We start from the raw sequence: 17,274 nt of genomic DNA, 5'->3' as shown, positions 1-17,274 counted from the left end.
CCCTCCCGTACGGGTGCCCTCCCGGCTCAGGCCCGGTCCCTCCAGAACGGGTACCCTCCCGGCTCAGACCGGGGCCGCTCCCGTACGTACCCCGTCGCGCACGCTGTCGGCGCGGCGGGGACCCGGCACTCCGGTCCCGACGCCGCCCCCGCTCCCCGTCCGGTCCGCCGCTGCCTCCCGGCGCAGCAGCAGCACCCCCGCCACCGCGACGGCCCCCGCCACCGCGAAGCCGATGGCGGGGGTCGAGCCCGAGGGATGCGTCTCGTACACCAGCGCCGCCGAGAGCACCGCGAGCCCCCGCCCGGCCGGACCTCGGCAGGCCCGTACGGCGACGAACGGCACGCCCCACAGGACGTACCACGGCTGGACCATCGGCGAGAGCACCACCAGTGCCGTCAGCGCCAGGCCCAGCGCCAGTACAGGGTCCAGACGGCCGGTCGCCGAGCGCCACCCGAGGCGTGTGATCAGGGCTCCCGCCGCGGCGAGTCCGAGGAGCTGCACGGCCGACTTCACCGTGCCGCTGTCCGCGCCCGCCGCCAGGTGGGCGAGGGCGCCGAGGCCGGCCCCCAGGTCGCTGGAGAGGGAGAGCCAGGTGTGGATGGCCGCCGCCACGCCCTGCGTGTGCAGCCAGCCGAAGCCGGTGCCGCTCACCGCGGAGACCAGGAGCACCGTCGCGGCGGCGACCAGTCCCGGCCCGAACGCTCCGAGCGCGATCCGTCGCGCGGGCGACCCGGCGGAGGATCTCCCCACCACCACCCCGACGAACAACAGGGCCAGTCCGGCGGGGGACTTGACCATCATCGCCAGTCCGATCAGGACGGCTCCGAGGACCCAGCGGCCGCGCAGCGCGAACACCGTGCCGGCGAGCGCGAGCCCGGCCATCAGGCCGTCGTTGTGGACCCCGCCCACCACGTGGATCAGCAGCAGGGGGTTGAGCGCCGCGAGCCGGAGCGCCCCGCTCTCGTCGGCCCCGTACTCGCGTGCCAGGCGCCGCACGGCCCACACGATCAGCAGCAGCGCGGCCACCGCGACCAGCCTCAGCACCAGGACCGCGGGGACCAGGGTGCCGCCGGTGAGCGCGGCCGCGCCCCGCGCCAGCAGCAGGAAGAAGGGGCCGTACGGGGCGGGGGTGTCGGTCCAGTGCCGGCCGACGCTCGCCGCCGCGTCGCCCGCGAAACCGGCCGGGTCGAGGACCGAGGGGCCCTGGCTGTAGACGTCGTGGCCTTCGAGGACCATCGCCCCCTGCGCGACGTAGCTGTACACGTCCGCGCTGTACAGGGGAGGCGCCAGCAGCAGCGGCGCGGCCCACCAGGCGAGCGTCACCAGCGTGTGCCGTACGGAGGCGCCGGCCCGGCCGTACGCCCACCAGGCGGCGACGAGCGCGGTGAGCCCGGCGTACGCGAGGACGGTCCCGGCGGTGGTCACGGCGGGGCCCCGCTCCGTCCACCAGCCCCAGGGGTCGTGCACCGGCAGCTTCCCGGCGACCCAGCCGCCCGCGCCGACCCCCAGCGAACCGGCCAGTCCCAGCCGACGACATCCCACGACACCCAGTCCCCGCATCCGGCCAACCTACCGAACCGCGGCGAACGGCCGCCCTCCCCCGTACGAACAGCCGGGAACGCCCTGGTCCGGCCACCCCGCCCACCGATGCGGCCCGGTCCGCTCGCCGGGACCGGCCCCGATCCGCCGGGGCCCAGTCCCCGCGACCCCGGCCCCGCGACGCCGACCCCGATCCGCCGGACGCCCGGACTCCGCCTAAGCATCCGCTCAGTGGTCTCTGGTAAGAACGGACCGCACAGCGAAGACACCACCGGACGAACGGAGCCGAACCCATGGGCGACCAGAACGCATCCGCACCCGTGTTCCCGCAGGAGGTCATCGACGAGTACGCCTCGCTCGGCATCGACCTTCCCGCCCTCTTCTCCGCCGGGCACCTCGGCGAGCGAATGGGCGTGCGGATCACCGAGGCGTCGGCGGAACGCGTCGTCGGCACCATGCCGGTCGAGGGCAACACCCAGCCCTACGGCCTCCTGCACGGCGGGGCGTCCGCGGTGCTCGCCGAGACCCTCGGCTCCGTCGGCTCCATGCTCCACGGCGGCGCCGGGAAGCTCGCGGTCGGCGTCGACCTCAACTGCACCCACCACCGGGGGGCCCGCAGCGGGCTGGTGACCGGTGTCGCCACCCCCGTGCACCGCGGACGCTCCACCGCCACGTACGAGATCGTCATCACCGACGACCACGACAAGCGCGTCTGCACCGCCCGCCTCACCTGCCTGCTGCGCGAGGCACCGGCCGCGGGCTGACCTTCCGCGCCCCAGCACCTCCGCTCCCCCACTGCCCGGCCGGGCCCGAACCACCCGGCCGGGCATCTTCATGCGCACTACACGTAACGGAAGTTGACCATGGATTTCAGCCAACTACCCTGACACGACACGGGGTTCAATGCGCCAGTTCACGCCATACCGCGAGGGTGGCGGGACGGCGAACCGTCCGACGTAACACTGCGTAACAGGCACGCAATGAACGCGACCTCCACCCCACCCCTCTTCCGCGCCCCCCGGCCCCCTCCTCCGGCCACCCCGCACGGCCCCGTCCGTCAGCACCAAGATCGCCCCAAGCCCCTTAGCAGAGCTGGGCGTTCTCACCATGCGAGAAGAATCCGCGGAGCCCGAATCAGCCCAGGTCCCGGCGCCACCTCAAGCTTTCCTCAAGTCATAACAAGACAGTCACATAGTTGCCCACACCCGTCCACGATCCCACCGCCTGCGCCTAGAGTCACCGCCAGTCACCGCGCCGCCGGGCGCGACAGCAGCACGCCTTGTACCCAACACGTACGGCTTGGCGGACGACAGGCACCTCAACGGAGGAGGCCGCGCCAGGGAAAGGACTTTTCGTGCGACACCGTTCATTGCTCATACTCACCGCAGTGCTCACCACCGGAGCACTCACCCTCACCGCCTGCGGGTCGCGCGACGACAAGGGCGGCAGCGACGGCGCGAGCGGCAGCGGGGATAGCCAGACCGTCGTCATCGGCCTCGACGCCCCCCTGAGCGGCGACCTCTCCGCCCTCGGCCTCGGCATCAAGAACTCCGCCGACCTCGCCGTCAAGACGGCGAACAAGGAGAAGACGGTCCCGGGCATCACGTTCGAGCTCCAGCCGCTCGACGACCAGGCCCAGCCCTCCGTCGGTGGCCAGAACGCCCAGAAGTTCATCGGCAACAAGGACCTCGTCGGCGTCGTCGGCCCGCTGAACTCCAGCGTCGCCCAGTCGATGCAGAAGCCCTTCGAGGACGCCAGCCTCACCCAGGTCTCGCCCGCCAACACCGGCACCGAGCTGACCCAGGGCGACAACTGGAAGGACGGGGACGCCGCCAAGAAGCGCCCGTTCAAGACGTACTTCCGCACCGCCACCACCGACGCCATCCAGGGCGCCTTCGCCGCGAACTACCTGTTCAAGAACGCGGGCATCAAGGACGTCTACCTGATCGACGACCAGAAGACGTACGGCGCAGGCCTCGCCGCCTCCTTCAAGACGACCTTCACCGGCCTCGGTGGAAAGATCGTCGGCAGCGACCACGTCAACCCCGACGACCGCGACTTCAACTCCGTCGTCACCAAGGTGAAGAGCTCCGGCGCCAAGGCCGTCTACTACGGCGGCGAGTACCCCGCCGGCGCGCCCCTGAGCCAGCAGCTCAAGGACAGCGTCCAGATCCCGCTCATGGGCGGCGACGGCATGTACAGCGCCGACTTCATCAGCCTCAACAAGAAGGCCCAGGGCGACATCGCCACCTCGGTCGGCAAGCCCGTCGAGGAGCTCGACTCCGCCAAGAAGTTCATCGCGGACTACTCGGCCGCCGGCTACAAGGACGCCTACGAGGCGTACGGCGGCGGCACCTACGACGCCACCTGGGCCATCATCGAGGCCGTCAAGATCGTCGCCGCCGAGAACGACGGCAAGCTCCCCGACGACAGCCGCGAGAAGGTCCTCGCCGCCATGGCCAAGGTCCAGTTCGACGGCGTCACCGGCCCCGTCGCCTTCGACCAGTACGGCGACACCACCAACACCATGATGACCGCCTACCAGGTCGACGGCGGCAAGTGGGTCTCCAAGCTCAGCGAGGCCGTCACCAAGTAGGCGTCACCACGCCCCACTTCTGGTCGTCACCAGGCACGGCCAACCGCGCGGGAGCGACACCATTGCTCCCGCGCGGTGTCATATCCGAACCACTCCAACGGAGGCCCTGCGGTGCATGAACTGCCGCAACAGCTGGCCAACGGACTCATCCTCGGCGCGATGTACGGACTCATCGCGATCGGTTACACGATGGTCTACGGAATCATCCAGCTCATCAACTTCGCACACGGCGAAATCTTCATGATCGGAGGCTTCGGGGCACTCACCGTGTACCTCTGGATGCCCTCCGGTTGGAACCTCCTCGCCATCGTCCCCCTCATGATCGTCGGCGGCGTGATCTGCTCCGTCGCCGTCAGCGTCGCCGCCGAACGCTTCGCCTACCGGCCCCTGCGCAACGCCCCCCGCCTCGCCCCGCTCATCACCGCGATCGGCCTCTCCCTCGCCCTCCAGCAGGCCGTCTGGAAGTGGTACCCGGACGGCAAGGCCGACCGCTCCTTCCCCCAGTTCAAGGGAAGCGCCTTCGATCTCCTCGGCGCCCACGTCCAGCGCGGCGACCTCTTCGTCCTCATCGCCGCACCCGTCTGCATGCTCGCCCTCGGCCTCTTCGTCTCCAAGACCCGCGCAGGCCGCGGCATGCAGGCCACCTCGCAGGACCCCGACACCGCCAAGCTCATGGGCATCAACACCGACCGGATCATCGTCATGGCCTTCGCCATCGGTGCCGCGTTCGCCGCCGTCGCCGCCGTCGCCTACGGGCTCAAGAACGGCCAGATCGGCTTCCGCATGGGCTTCCTCATGGGCCTCAAGGCCTTCACCGCCGCCGTACTCGGCGGCATCGGCAACATCTACGGCGCCATGCTCGGCGGCGTCGTCCTCGGCCTCGCCGAAGCACTCGCCACCGGCTACATGAGCGACGTCCCCGGCATGGACCTCTTCGGCGGCGGCGCCTGGAAGGACGTGTGGGCCTTCGTGCTCCTCATCGTCGTCCTGCTGCTGCGGCCACAAGGACTGCTCGGCGAACGCGTCGCGGATCGGGCGTGACAGCGATGACCACACACACCAACCGCGCGCCCCTCAACCTGCCCCCCGCGACCGCCCGCGCCCTCACCACCGCCGGCACGGCCATCGCCCTCGCAGGCACCTTCCTCGCCTGGACCTGGACCGACGAGTTCCCCGGCGACCTCACCGTCACCGGCTACCCCGGCGGCCTCCAGCTCCTCACCCTCGTCGGCTCCCTCGTCACCCTCCTCCTCACCCTCTCCGGATACGGCCTCCGAGGACTCCGCTGGCTCACCCCCGGCGGCACCAACACCTCCGTGCGCTACGCCGCACTCGCCGTCCTCGCCACCACCGGCTACACCGTCGGCGCCATCACCGTCGACCTCGGCGGCGTCGTCAACCTCGAACCCGGAGCCTGGGTCAGCCTCGCCGGTGCGCTCATCGCCACACTCGCCGCCTTCGGCCTCCCCGCCGACCAGGCGCTCGCCGGCGACAACCCCAGCGGCCTCGCCGTCCTCCGCAACAGCCTGACCGCCCCCGCCCCGGCCCGCGCCCGCGAACTCCCCTCCTGGGCCGAAATCCTCATCATCGCCACCTCCTTCGGCCTCGCCCTCTACCTCTTCTCGTTCATCATCGACACCGAGTACACCGAGCTCTTCATCGGCTCGCTGCTCACCTTCGCCTTCGGCTTCACCGCCCTGCACCGCGCCGGCCTCATCGGCCGCCTCACCGCGCTGACGGTCAAACACCGCAACGTCACCCTCACCGCCGCACTCCTCGCCGCCTTCTGCTTCCCCTTCACGCAGTCCACCGGGGAATTCACGCTCATCGGCACGAACATCCTCATCTTCGCGGCCGTCGCCCTGGGCCTCAACGTCGTCGTCGGCCTCGCGGGCCTTCTCGACCTCGGATACGTCGCCTTCCTCGGCGTCGGCGCCTACACCTCCGCTCTCGTCTCCGGCGCGTCCGCCTCCGCGATCGGCATCCACTTCCCGTTCTGGGCAGCGGCCCTCACCGGAGCAGGCGTCTCCCTGATCTTCGGCGTCTTCATCGGCGCCCCCACCCTGCGGCTGCGCGGCGACTACCTCGCCATCGTCACCCTCGGCTTCGGAGAGATCTTCCGCGTCACCGTCAACAACCTCAACGGCAACAGCGGACCCGACCTCACCAACGGCTCCCAGGGCATCCCCTCCATCCCCGACCTCGACCTCTTCGGGTTCGCCTTCGGGGAGAGCCACGACATCGGCCCCTTCAGCCTCAGCAGGTCCGCCAACTACTTCCTGCTGATGCTCCTCGTCACCGCCGTCGTCATCCTCGTCTTCCGCCGCTCCGGCGACTCCCGCATCGGCCGCGCCTGGGTCGCCATCCGCGAGGACGAGACCGCCGCCACCGCCATGGGCATCAACGCCTTCAGGCTCAAGCTGCTCGCCTTCGCCCTCGGCGCCACCCTCGCCGGCCTCGCCGGGACCGTCCAGGCCCACGTCAACTACACCGTGACGCCCGAGCAGTACCAGTTCGCCGGCGCCGTACCCCCGAACTCCGCCTTCCTCCTCGCCGCCGTCATCCTCGGCGGCATGGGCACCCTCAGCGGACCCTTCGTCGGCGCCGCGCTCCTCTACCTCATCCCGGCCAAGCTCCAGTTCATGCAGGACTACCAGCTCCTCCTCTTCGGCATCGCACTCATCCTGCTGATGCGCTTCCGCCCCGAAGGCCTCATCGCCGACCGCAGGAAGCAACTCGAATTCCACGAGTCCGACGCCGACACCGCGAGCACCCTGAACGACCAGCCCGACGTACCCGAACCACGGCAGTCCGAGGACACCGGCGCCGGCATCGCCAAAGCGGGGGCGTGACCACCATGACCACCACCACGAACACCACCGAAGACTCCGCGACCCCCACCACCCGCACCACCGTCCTCGACGCCACCGGCGTGACCATGCGCTTCGGCGGCCTCACCGCCGTACGCGACGTCTCCCTCACCGTCGACAGCGGCGAGATCGTCGGCCTCATCGGCCCCAACGGCGCCGGAAAAACCACCTTCTTCAACTGCCTCACCGGCCTCTACGTCCCCACCGAGGGCAAGGTCAGCTACAAGGGCACCGTCCTGCCGCCCAAACCCCACCTCGTCACCCAGGCAGGCATCGCCCGCACCTTCCAGAACATCCGGCTCTTCGCCAACATGACCGTCCTGGAAAACGTCCTCGTCGGCCGCCACACCCGCACCGACGACGGACTCTGGTCCGCCCTGCTGCGCCTCCCCAGCCACACCCGCGCCGAGAAGGCCAGCCGCGAACGCTCCATGGAACTCCTGGAGTTCATCGGCCTCGCCCACAAGGCCGACCACCTCGCACGCAACCTCCCCTACGGGGAACAGCGCAAGCTGGAAATCGCGCGCGCCCTCGCCAGCGACCCCGGACTCCTCCTCCTCGACGAGCCCACCGCCGGCATGAACCCGCAGGAAACCCGCGTCACCGAAGAGCTCATCTTCGCCATCCGCGACCAGGGCATCGCCGTACTCGTCATCGAGCACGACATGCGCTTCATCTTCAACCTCTGCGACCGCGTCGCCTGCCTCGTCCAGGGCGAGAAACTCGTCGAAGGCACCCCCAGCACCGTCCAGGGCGACGAACGCGTCATCGCCGCCTACCTCGGCACCCCCTTCGAAGGAGCCCCCGGCGCCGACGAGGTCGCCGAGGTCGAGGCCGCCGAAGCCGGAGCCGGCCACAACACCCCCGCGGACAGCACGACCGGCCACAACACCCCCGCGGACAGCACGACCGCCGACAGCACGACCGCAGCCACGACCACGGCGGGCGCAGCCGCGGAGAGCACCACCGCCGAGGAGGAAACCTCATGACCGCGCTCCTGGAAGTCGAGGACCTCCGCGTCGCCTACGGCAAGATCGAGGCCGTCAAAGGCATCTCCTTCAGCGTCGAAGCCGGCCAGGTCGTCACCCTCATCGGCACCAACGGCGCCGGAAAGACCACGACGCTGCGCACCCTCTCCGGGCTCATCAAGCCGGCCGGCGGGCGCATCCTCTTCGACGGGAAACCCCTCACCGACGTCCCCGCCCACAAGATCGTCGCCCTCGGCCTCGCCCACTCCCCCGAGGGACGCCACATCTTCCCCCGGCTGACGATCGCCGAGAACCTCCTCCTCGGCGCCTACCTGCGCAGCGACAAGGCGGGCATCGAACAGGACGTCCAGCGCGCCTACGACCTCTTCCCCATCCTCGGGGAGCGCCGCAGGCAGTCCGCCGGAACCCTCTCGGGCGGCGAGCAGCAGATGCTCGCCATGGGACGCGCCCTGATGTCCCGGCCCAAGCTCCTCATGCTCGACGAGCCCTCCATGGGACTCTCCCCGATCATGATGCAGAAGATCATGGAGACCATCGTCGAACTCCGGGCCTCCGGTACGACGATCCTCCTGGTCGAGCAGAACGCCCAGGCGGCCCTCTCCCTCGCGGACCAGGGCCATGTCATGGAGATCGGCAGGATCGTCCTCTCCGGCACCGGAGCCGACCTCCTGCACGACGAGTCGGTCCGCAAGGCCTACCTCGGCGAGGACTGACCCCCGCGCACGTACGCGCATCCACGCCACAGGGCCCACACCCCGAGCGATCGGAGTGCGGGCCCTGTGGCGTACCGAAGCGCACGGAAAGCGTGCGCGCAGAGGCGTACGGAACGGAGAAGGACGAGCCGCTACTCGGCGGCCTTCTTCTTCTCCTCGGCGTCCGCGATCAGCGCCTCGGCCAGCTGCTGCATGGACAGCCGCCGGTCCATCGACGTCTTCTGGATCCAGCGGAACGCGGCCGGCTCGGAGAGGCCGTAGTCGGTCTGCAGGATGCTCTTCGCCCGGTCGACCAGCTTCCGCGTCTCCAGCCGCTGCGCCAGGTCCGCGACCTCGTTCTCCAGCGCCCGCAGCTCGGCGAAGCGGGACACCGCCATCTCGATCGCGGGGACGACGTCGCTCTTGCTGAACGGCTTCACCAGGTACGCCATCGCCCCGGCGTCGCGGGCACGCTCCACCAGGTCGCGCTGGGAGAACGCGGTGAGCATGAGGACGGGGGCGATGGACTCCTCGGAGATCTTCTCGGCCGCGGAGATCCCGTCGAGCACCGGCATCTTGACGTCGAGGATGACCAGGTCGGGCTTGTGCTCGCGGGCCAGCTCGACGGCCTGCTGGCCGTCTCCGGCCTCTCCGACGACCGCGTACCCCTCTTCCTCCAGCATTTCCTTGAGGTCCAGGCGGATGAGCGCTTCGTCCTCGGCGATGACGACGCGGGTCGTCAGCGGCGGAACGTGCGACTTGTCGTCGTCGACGGCGTCTGCGGGCTCGGGCGACTCGGGCGTGGTCACGGGGGCTCCTCGTTAAGGACAGGGGTACTGCTCCCAAGAGCCTACCTAGCAGCGCGCGAGGGCGGTTACCCGGTACACTCCTCGGCAGTAACCCTGGCCGGGTTGGTGGAATGGCATACACGGATGTCTCAAACACATCTGCCCGAAAGGGCTTGCGGGTTCGAATCCCGCACTCGGCACGCGGATGTGCAAGCGGATGTTCACCTTCTCGTGAACATCCGCTTTTTCATGTCCGGCGGCAGCCACCGCGACTGATCGTGGTGGGATGAATGTCCACAGTTCGGAGATCCGGCACGCCGCGCTGACCCTGCTACGGGGTGGCGCCAGGAACGCCGACGTCGCCAGGAAGCTCGGCGTACCCGCGGGCACCATCAGCTACTGGAAGCACACGGACCGCGCCCGACGGGGTGAGTGCCCGGGACGGCACGCACCGAGGTGTCATCGGTGCGACGGCACACCGCTCGACACCGTCGCGTACACCTATCTCCTGGGCCTGTATCTGGGCGACGGGCACATCAGCCAGGCCCCCTCGCACCGCGTGACCAGCCTCATCGTCACCCTCGACGACGCGTGGCCGGGTCTGCAGGATGCGGCCGAGGCCGCGATGCGCAGGGTGTTTCCCGAGAACACCACCTGCCGGGTCCGGAAGACCGGGTGCCACAACATCAAGGTCTACTCCAAGCACCTGCCCTGCCTCTTCCCCCAGCACGGCCCCGGCAAGAAGCACGAGCGCCGTATCGCCCTCGCTCCCTGGCAGCGGGAGATCGTCGCCGCGCACCCCTGGGAGCTGGTGCGCGGGCTGGTCCACTCGGACGGTTGCCGCATCACGAACTGGACCACCCGGACGGTCGGCGGGGCGGTGAAGCGGTACGAATACCCGCGGTACTGGTTCACCAACGTCTCGGACGACATCCGGCGGCTCTACACGGACACGCTGGACGTGCTCGGAGTGGAGTGGAAGCACTGCACGCGGTCGGGGCGGCGGTACAACGTCTCCGTCGCCCGACGGGCGTCCGTCGCGCTCATGGACGCGCACGTCGGGCCGAAATACTGAGAGCGGGCTACTTCGGGCTGTCGTCCTCGCCCACGTGGTGCACGCGGACCAGGTTGGTGGAGCCCGCGACGCCGGGCGGGGAGCCGGCGGTGATGACGATGACGTCGCCCTTGGAGCAGCGGCCGATGCGCAGGAGTTCCTCGTCGACCTGGGCGACCATGGCGTCGGTGGATTCGACGTGCGGGCCGAGGAAGGTTTCGACGCCCCAGGTGAGGTTGAGCTGGGCGTGGGTGGCGGCGTCGGGGGTGAAGGCGAGGAGGGGGATGGGTGAGCGGTAGCGGGAGAGCCGTTTGGCGGTGTCGCCGCTCTGGGTGAAGGCGACGAGGAATTTCGCGCCGAGGAAGTCGCCCATTTCGGCGGCGGCGCGTGCGACGGCGCCGCCCTGGGTGCGGGGCTTGTTCCGGTCGGTGAGGGGTGGCAGTCCCTTGGCGAGGATGTCTTCTTCGGCGGCTTCGACGATGCGGGACATGGTGCGCACGGTTTCGATGGGGTATTTGCCGACGCTGGTCTCGCCGGAGAGCATCACCGCGTCGGTGCCGTCGATGATCGCGTTGGCGACGTCGGAGGCTTCGGCGCGGGTGGGGCGGGAGTTGTCGATCATCGAGTCGAGCATCTGGGTGGCGACGATGACGGGTTTGGCGTTGCGTTTGGCGAGTTTGACGGCGCGCTTCTGGACGATCGGGACCTGTTCCAGGGGCATTTCGACGCCGAGGTCGCCGCGGGCGACCATGATGCCGTCGAAGGCGGCGACGATGCCGTCGATGTTCTCGACGGCCTGGGGTTTCTCGACCTTGGCGATGACGGGGAGGCGGCGGCCTTCCTCGGTCATGACGCGGTGGACGTCGTCGATGTCCTTTCCGCTGCGTACGAAGGAGAGGGCGATGACGTCGGCGCCGATGCGCAGGGCCCAGCGGAGGTCGTCGATGTCCTTCTCGGAGAGGGCGGGGACGGAGACGGCGACGCCGGGGAGGTTGAGGCCCTTGTGGTCGGAGACGACGCCGCCTTCGAGGACGGTGGTGCGGACGTGGGGGCCGTCGACGGCGGTCACCTGGAGTGCGACGCGGCCGTCGTCGACGAGGATGCGTTCGCCGGGGGTGACGTCGGCGGCGAGGCCGTCGTAGGTGGTGCCGCAGATGTTCTTGTCGCCGTCGGCGAGGGGCTCGACGGTGATGGTGAAGGTGTCTCCGCGTTCGAGGAGTACGGGGCCTTCGCCGAAGTGTCCGAGGCGGATCTTCGGGCCTTGGAGGTCGGCGAGGACGCCGACGCTGCGGCCGGTCTCCTCGGAGGCTTTGCGGACGTGGTGGTACCGCTGTTCGTGCTCGGCGTAACTGCCGTGGCTGAGGTTGAAGCGGGCGACGTCCATTCCCGCTTCGACCAGGGCTTTGATCTGGTCGTACGAGTCGGTCGCGGGTCCCAGGGTGCAGACGATTTTCGCTCGGCGCATGGTTCGAGCCTAGACCTTACCTACGGGTAGGTAATTGGCTCGGCATGACTGTCCAACGTCCTTTCGGTTAAGGGATGTTGACAAGTGTCGAATTGGGCACGGGGTCGCTCCGACGAGCGTTTTCCGGTGTGCGGAGTACTGCTCCGGAGGTGGTCCCGGCTCTTCGGGTGGACTTCGGGGTGTCCAGGAGAGCTGATAATCGACCGGATGTTCCGTCAGGGACAGATGTTCGTGCGCAGACAGTCACCAGATCGAAATGTGAACAGGGTGTTCTGTATGCGCCGAGTGCGTCAGAATCTACGCGCGTCATGAACGCGGAACGACCCGGCTGGGCGCCGGTCGCACGCGTCGTCCGAGTGAACGAGGAGTCAAGAAAGATGCCGTTGAACCGCAGGACGTTTCTGGGCCGTTCGGCAGCCGCAGGTGCGGGTGTCGCTCTGGCGGGCGGACTTGTCGCGGGAGAGGCCCAGGCCGCGCCTTCGGGCCACGCTCAGGGTCACGGGCACGGCGAGAGCCACGAGAAGCGGTACTCGTTCACCGTCATGGGCACGACGGACATGCACGGCAATGTCTTCAACTGGGACTACTTCACGGACAAGGAGTACGACGACGCCGCGCACAACGACGTCGGTCTGGCGAAGATCTCGACGATGGTGGACCAGATCCGCAAGGAGCGGGGGCGTGGCAACACGCTGCTGATCGACGCCGGTGACACCATCCAGGGCACCCAGCTTTCGTACTACTACGCGAAGATCGACCCGATCACCGCCAAGCGCGGCCCGGTGCACCCGATGGCGCAGGCGATGAACGCGATCGGTTATGACGCGGCGGCGCTCGGAAATCACGAGTTCAATTACGGCATTCCCGTGCTGCGGAAGTTCGAGGAGCAGTGCGACTTCCCGCTGCTCGGCGCGAACGCGCTGGACGCGAAGACGCTGAAGCCGGCGTTCGCCCCGTACGTGATCAAGAAGGTGCGGACGCCGCACGGCAAGGACGTGCGGGTGGCGGTGCTGGGTCTGACCAACCCGGGCATCGCGATCTGGGACAAGGCGAACGTGAGCGGGAAGATGGTGTTCCCGGGTCTTGAGGAGCAGGCCGCCCACTGGGTGCCGAAGCTCCGCTCGATGGGCGCGGACGTCGTGATCGTCTCGGCGCACTCGGGTACGTCGGGCACGTCGTCGTACGGCGACCAGCTCCCGTACGTGGAGAACGCGGCCGGTCTGGTGGCGGAGCAGGTGCCGGGGATCGACGCGATCCTGGTGGGTCACGCGCACTCGGACATTCCCGAGTACTTCGTGACGAACAAGCAGACGGGCAAGCAGGTCGTGCTCTCGGAGCCGGCGAAGTGGGGTCAGCGTCTGACGCTGTTCGACTTCGACCTGGTGTGGGAGAAGGGCCGCTGGACGGTGGAGAAGGTCGGCGCCCAGGTGCTGAACTCCAACACGGCCGCCGAGGACAAGAAGATCACGCGGCTCCTGAAGGACGAGCACGCGAAGGTGGTGGCCTATGTGAACCAGGTCATCGGTACGTCGGTGTCGGCGATGTCCACGGTGAGCGCGCCGTGGAAGGACGAGCCGATCATCGACCTGATCAACCAGGTCCAGGCGGAGACGGTGAAGGCGGCGCTGGCGGGCGGGGAGTTCGCGTCGCTGCCGGTGCTGTCGCAGGCGTCGTGCTTCTCGCGTACGGCCTCGATCCCGGCGGGCGACGTCACGATCAAGGACGCGGCGGGTCTGTACCCGTTCGAGAACACGCTGGAGGCTCGGGTCATCACGGGCGCCCAGGTGAAGGACTACCTGGAGTTCTCGGCCCAGTACTACGTGCAGACGGCGGCGGGTGCCGCGGTGGACACGTCGAAGCTGACGAACGCGGGCGGCACGCCGGACTACAACTACGACGCGCTGTCGGGCGTGACGTACGACATCGACATCGCGAAGCCGGTGGGTTCGCGGATCGTCGGGCTGTCGTTCGAGGGTGCGGCGATCGACCCGGCCGCGAAGTTCGTGCTGGCGGTGAACAACTACCGGGCCAGCGGTGGCGGCAACTTCCCGCACGTTCCGGCCGCGCAGCAGGTGTGGGCGAACTCGGACGAGATCCGGAACACGATCATCGCCTGGGTGACGGCGAAGGGCGAGATCGACCCGGCGGAGTTCGCCACGGTCGGCTGGCGTCTGACGCGGGACGGCGTGCCGGTTTTCTAGGCGCTGTCCGTACGTAGGACTGTCACCACGTAGGACTGTCCGCGCATAGGACTGTCCGTTCGCAGGACTGTCCGTACGTCGTACGAGATGTGTGGGGCGGTCGCTCCGGCTTTCGGGTCGGGGTGGCCGCCCTTTCGTGTGCCCTGACGCGGGTCGTCGGTGTGCTCCGGCGCGGGTCAGGTGTCCTGGCGTACGGGGGCGCGGGGGGTGTGCTGCGGGGGGACGGCGGGGTGGGGGGTGAGGCCGAAGGTGGTGAAGGCGGTGCGGTCGGGGAGCGGGTAGGGGGTGGTGCCGGTGAGGTGGTTGAGGATGGTGGCGCTGCGGTGGGCGGCGAGGCCGAGGTCGGGGGCGCCGACTCCGTGGGTGTGGCGTTCGGCGTTCTGGACGTAGATGTTGCCGGTGATGGCGGGGTCGAGTTCGAGGCGGTGGTGGAGGTCGACCCGGGGGCGGCCGGCGGCGTCGCGGCGGATGTGGGGGGCGAGGGCGCCGAGGAGGGTGTCGAGGGGGCGTTCGCGGTAGCCGGTGGCGAGGACGACGGCGTCGGTGGTGTGGCGGGTGCGGGTGCCCTGCTCGATGTGTTCGAGGTGGAGTTCGACGCGCTTGTCGGCGAGGCGTCCTGCGGTGCGTACGGCGACGCCGGGGGTGAGGGTGGCGTCGGGCCAGCCGCCGTGGAGGGTGCGGCGGTAGAGCTCGTCGTGGATGGCGGCGATGGTGTCGGTGTCGATGCCCTTGTGGAGCTGCCACTGCCGGGTGACGAGGCCGTCGCGGGTCTGTTCGGGGAGTCCGTGGAAGTAGCGGGTGTAGTCGGGGGTGAAGTGTTCGAGGCCGAGTTTGGAGTATTCCATCGGGGCGAACGCGGGGGTGCGGGCGAGCCAGTGGAGTTTTTCGTGGCCGTGGGGGCGGGCGCGCAGCAGGTCGAGGAAGATCTCGGCGCCGGACTGTCCTGAGCCGATGACGGTGACGTGTCCGGCTCCGAGGAGTTCCTCGCGGTGGTCGAGGTAGGCGCTGGAGTGGATGACGGGGGCGTCGTCGGATGCGGCGAGGGGTTCGAGGGGTGCGGGGACGTGGGGTGCGGTGCCGACGCCGAGGGCGAGGTGGCGGGTGTGGGCGCGGCCGAGGGCTTCGGTCTCTCCGTCGGGGTCGAGTTGGGTGAAGTCGACTTCGAAGAGGGCGCGTTCGGGGTTCCAGCGGATGGCGTCGACGTGGTGGCCGAAGTGGAGTCCGGGGAGTTGGTGGGTGACCCAGCGGCAGTAGGCGTCGTATTCGGCGCGTTGGATGTGGAAGCGCTCGGCGAAGTAGAAGGGGTAGAGGCGGTCGCGGGTGCGGAGGTAGTTGAGGAAGGTCCAGGGGCTGGTGGGGTCGGCGAGGGTGACGAGGTCGGCGAGGAAGGGGACTTGGAGGGTGGCGCCTTCGATGAGGAGGCCGGGGTGCCAGTGGAAGTCGGGGCGTTGGTCGTAGAAGGCGGTTGTGAGTGGGGTGGGGTGGAGGTTGTGGGCGAGGGCGGCGAGGGAGAGGTTGAAGGGGCCGATGCCGATGCCGATGAGGTCGTGGGGCCGGCCGGTGGCGGGGGTGGTGCGGTCGGTCATCGGTGGGTGCAGCCTTCCGTGAGGTGGGCGCTGAGGCGGGTGACGTGGGCGAGGAGGGTGGTGAGGTCGGCGGGGGTGGTGCGGGGGTTGAGGAGGGTGGCTTTGAGCCAGAGCCGGTCGTCGGCGTGGGCGCGGCCGAGGACGGCGTGGCCCTGGTCGAGAAGGGCGCGGCGGAGGGTGGCGACGGTGCGGTCGTCGGCGTCGGTGGGGCGGAAGAGGACGGTGCTGATGGTGGGGGGTGCGTGGAGTTCGAGGCCGGGGGTGCGGGTGATGAGGCCGGCGAGGTGGTGGGCGGCGGCGAGGGTGCGGTCGATGAGGTCGGCGAGGCCGTCGCGGCCGAGGGCTTGGAGGGTGACGGCGATTTTGAGGGCGTCGGCCCGTCGGGTGGTGCGCAGGGAGCGGCCGAGGGTGTCGGGGATGCCGGCTTCGGTGTCGTCGTCGGCGTTGAGGTAGGGGGCGAGGTGGTGGAGGGGTGAGAGGTGGTGGTGGTCGGGGACGGCGAGTATGCCGGCGGGGGCGGGCTGCCAGCCGAGTTTGTGGAGGTCGAGGGTGACGCTGTGGGCGCGGTGGAGGCCGTGGACCTTGGCGCGGTGGGTGGGGCTGAGGAGGAGGGTTCCGCCGTAGGCGGCGTCGATGTGGAGTTCGGCGCCGTGGGTGTCGCAGAGGTCGGCGATGTCGGTGAGGGGGTCGATGGCGCCGCTGTCGGTGGTGCCGGCGGTGGCGGTGACGAGGTGGGGGCCGGGGGTGGTGGTGAGGGCGTGGTGGAGGGCGGTGAGGTCCATGGTGCCGGTGGGGGCGGGGACGACGTGGGGTGCGGGGAGGCCGAGGAGCCAGGCGGCGCGGGTGATGCTGTGGTGGGCGTTGGTGGCGTGGATGGTCTGGACGGGGCCGTGGCGTTCGCGGGCGAGGAGGAGGGCGAGTTGGTTGGCTTCGGTGCCGCCGGTGGTGATGACGGCGTCGGGGTGGGGGTGGTGGGGGTAGATCTCGCGGGCGAGGGTGTCGGTGAGTTCGGCTTCGAGGGTGGTGGCGGCGGGTGCCTGGTCCCAGGAGTCCATGGAGGGGTTGAGGGCGGAGGCGGCGAGGTCGGCGGCTGTGGCGAGGGCGAGGGGCGGGGTGTGGAGGTGAGCGGCGCAGTGGGGGTGTGCGGGGTCGGCCGCGCCTTCGGCGAGGGCGGTGACGAGGGTGCGCAGTGCGTGGTGGGCGCCGGTGCCTTCGTCGGGGAGGAGTGTGCCGATGGCGTGGCGGGTGCGGGCGGTGGTGGCGGTGGGGCCGCCGGCGGGGAGGGGGCCGGCGCGGCGGGTGGCGCCTTCGTGGAGGGCGGCGAGGACGGTGTCGAGGAGGGGGCGGAGGTGGTCGGGGCCCGTGGTGCCGCCGGCGAGGGGTGGGGTGGAGGACATGGGTGTGGGCTGCCCCTTCGTTGGTGTGGTGGCGGTGGACATGCGGGCGTCTCTTTGTTCGGGTTGTGGTTGGGCCGCCCGGTCCAACGATGCCGAC

13 protein-coding genes and 1 tRNA gene are annotated in these 17,274 nt (G+C 69.6%); 9 read left to right on the top strand and 5 right to left on the bottom strand.

The genetic code is table 11. From position 1 onward, the window contains the following. Positions 1-63: 63 nt before the first annotated feature. Positions 64-1,560 carry a polyprenol phosphomannose-dependent alpha 1,6 mannosyltransferase MptB gene (gene mptB, locus ACWCWD_RS06695; protein WP_450770702.1) on the bottom strand — a complete coding sequence of 499 codons (1,497 nt, stop codon included), beginning with the start codon at positions 1,558-1,560 and terminating at the stop codon, positions 64-66. A 272-nt stretch (positions 1,561-1,832) separates the two neighbouring features. Here mptB and ACWCWD_RS06690 point away from each other — a divergent pair, with 272 nt between their 5' ends. From ACWCWD_RS06690 to ACWCWD_RS06665, 6 genes are all read left to right on the top strand, one after another. Next, positions 1,833-2,303: a PaaI family thioesterase gene (locus ACWCWD_RS06690; protein WP_450770700.1), complete on the top strand. Its 471-nt coding sequence runs from the start codon at positions 1,833-1,835 to the stop codon at positions 2,301-2,303. 605 nt (positions 2,304-2,908) lie between these two features. After that, positions 2,909-4,135 carry a branched-chain amino acid ABC transporter substrate-binding protein gene (locus tag ACWCWD_RS06685; RefSeq protein WP_450771006.1) on the top strand — a complete coding sequence of 409 codons (1,227 nt, stop codon included), beginning with the start codon at positions 2,909-2,911 and terminating at the stop codon, positions 4,133-4,135. Positions 4,136-4,246: 111 nt separating this feature from the next. After that, complete coding sequence (locus tag ACWCWD_RS06680; RefSeq protein WP_450770698.1) at positions 4,247-5,176, top strand: branched-chain amino acid ABC transporter permease; 930 nt, start codon at positions 4,247-4,249, stop codon at positions 5,174-5,176. Positions 5,177-5,181: 5 nt separating this feature from the next. Then, positions 5,182-6,987 carry a branched-chain amino acid ABC transporter permease gene (locus tag ACWCWD_RS06675; protein ID WP_450770696.1) on the top strand — a complete coding sequence of 602 codons (1,806 nt, stop codon included), beginning with the start codon at positions 5,182-5,184 and terminating at the stop codon, positions 6,985-6,987. 5 nt (positions 6,988-6,992) lie between these two features. Then, entirely contained in the window at positions 6,993-7,994 is a 1,002-nt protein-coding gene (locus ACWCWD_RS06670) for an ABC transporter ATP-binding protein (RefSeq protein ID WP_450770695.1), read from the top strand. Beyond that, positions 7,991-8,707 carry an ABC transporter ATP-binding protein gene (locus tag ACWCWD_RS06665; RefSeq protein WP_386889372.1) on the top strand — a complete coding sequence of 239 codons (717 nt, stop codon included), beginning with the start codon at positions 7,991-7,993 and terminating at the stop codon, positions 8,705-8,707. Before ACWCWD_RS06670 ends, ACWCWD_RS06665 begins: the two co-directional genes overlap by 4 nt. Positions 8,708-8,838: 131 nt before the next feature. On the opposite strand, the gene ACWCWD_RS06660 is transcribed toward ACWCWD_RS06665, so the two are convergent. Beyond that, positions 8,839-9,495 (bottom strand): ANTAR domain-containing response regulator, encoded by a 657-nt coding sequence (locus ACWCWD_RS06660; RefSeq protein WP_450770694.1) that lies wholly within the window; start codon positions 9,493-9,495, stop codon positions 8,839-8,841. A 96-nt stretch (positions 9,496-9,591) separates the two neighbouring features. Here ACWCWD_RS06660 and ACWCWD_RS06655 point away from each other — a divergent pair. Further along, positions 9,592-9,674 (top strand) — tRNA-Leu (locus ACWCWD_RS06655). 86 nt (positions 9,675-9,760) lie between these two features. After that, complete coding sequence (locus ACWCWD_RS06650) at positions 9,761-10,549, top strand: helix-turn-helix domain-containing protein (RefSeq protein WP_450770693.1); 789 nt, start codon at positions 9,761-9,763, stop codon at positions 10,547-10,549. 7 nt (positions 10,550-10,556) lie between these two features. On the opposite strand, the gene pyk is transcribed toward ACWCWD_RS06650, so the two are convergent. Then, positions 10,557-11,993 (bottom strand): pyruvate kinase, encoded by a 1,437-nt coding sequence (pyk, locus tag ACWCWD_RS06645; RefSeq protein ID WP_450770692.1) that lies wholly within the window; start codon positions 11,991-11,993, stop codon positions 10,557-10,559. Between the two features lie 377 nt (positions 11,994-12,370). Here pyk and ACWCWD_RS06640 point away from each other — a divergent pair, with 377 nt between their 5' ends. Further along, the gene (locus ACWCWD_RS06640; RefSeq protein WP_450770690.1) at positions 12,371-14,194 is read left to right on the top strand and encodes a bifunctional metallophosphatase/5'-nucleotidase; all 1,824 of its coding nucleotides are present in this window, start codon (positions 12,371-12,373) and stop codon (positions 14,192-14,194) included. 176 nt (positions 14,195-14,370) lie between these two features. Here the strand turns inward: ACWCWD_RS06640 and ACWCWD_RS06635 are convergent, their stop codons facing one another. Both ACWCWD_RS06635 and ACWCWD_RS06630 read right to left on the bottom strand, forming a co-directional pair. Continuing rightward, on the bottom strand, positions 14,371-15,780 hold the full coding sequence (locus tag ACWCWD_RS06635; protein ID WP_450770688.1) for a lysine N(6)-hydroxylase/L-ornithine N(5)-oxygenase family protein: 1,410 nt from the start codon (positions 15,778-15,780) through the stop codon (positions 14,371-14,373). Beyond that, a complete protein-coding gene (locus tag ACWCWD_RS06630; RefSeq protein ID WP_450770686.1) occupies positions 15,777-17,219 on the bottom strand; it encodes a pyridoxal phosphate-dependent decarboxylase family protein in 1,443 nt (480 codons plus the stop codon). Before ACWCWD_RS06630 ends, ACWCWD_RS06635 begins: the two co-directional genes overlap by 4 nt. Between the last annotated feature and the right edge of the window lie 55 nt (positions 17,220-17,274).

It is taken from the genome of Streptomyces sp. NPDC001493 (assembly GCF_053597235.1).
Note: the sequence above shows the minus strand (reverse complement) of the source record. Positions and strands in the feature narration are given on the sequence as shown.

Coding starts and splice junctions, on each gene's coding strand:
- mptB (WP_450770702.1), bottom strand. CDS start 1,560: ATGCGGGGACTGGGTGTCGTGGGATGTCGTCGGCTGGGACTGGCCGGT.
- ACWCWD_RS06690 (WP_450770700.1), top strand. CDS start 1,833: ATGGGCGACCAGAACGCATCCGCACCCGTGTTCCCGCAGGAGGTCATC.
- ACWCWD_RS06675 (WP_450770696.1), top strand. CDS start 5,182: ATGACCACACACACCAACCGCGCGCCCCTCAACCTGCCCCCCGCGACC.
- ACWCWD_RS06670 (WP_450770695.1), top strand. CDS start 6,993: ATGACCACCACCACGAACACCACCGAAGACTCCGCGACCCCCACCACC.
- ACWCWD_RS06665 (WP_386889372.1), top strand. CDS start 7,991: ATGACCGCGCTCCTGGAAGTCGAGGACCTCCGCGTCGCCTACGGCAAG.
- ACWCWD_RS06650 (WP_450770693.1), top strand. CDS start 9,761: ATGAATGTCCACAGTTCGGAGATCCGGCACGCCGCGCTGACCCTGCTA.
- pyk (WP_450770692.1), bottom strand. CDS start 11,993: ATGCGCCGAGCGAAAATCGTCTGCACCCTGGGACCCGCGACCGACTCG.
- ACWCWD_RS06640 (WP_450770690.1), top strand. CDS start 12,371: ATGCCGTTGAACCGCAGGACGTTTCTGGGCCGTTCGGCAGCCGCAGGT.
- ACWCWD_RS06635 (WP_450770688.1), bottom strand. CDS start 15,780: ATGACCGACCGCACCACCCCCGCCACCGGCCGGCCCCACGACCTCATC.
- ACWCWD_RS06630 (WP_450770686.1), bottom strand. CDS start 17,219: ATGTCCACCGCCACCACACCAACGAAGGGGCAGCCCACACCCATGTCC.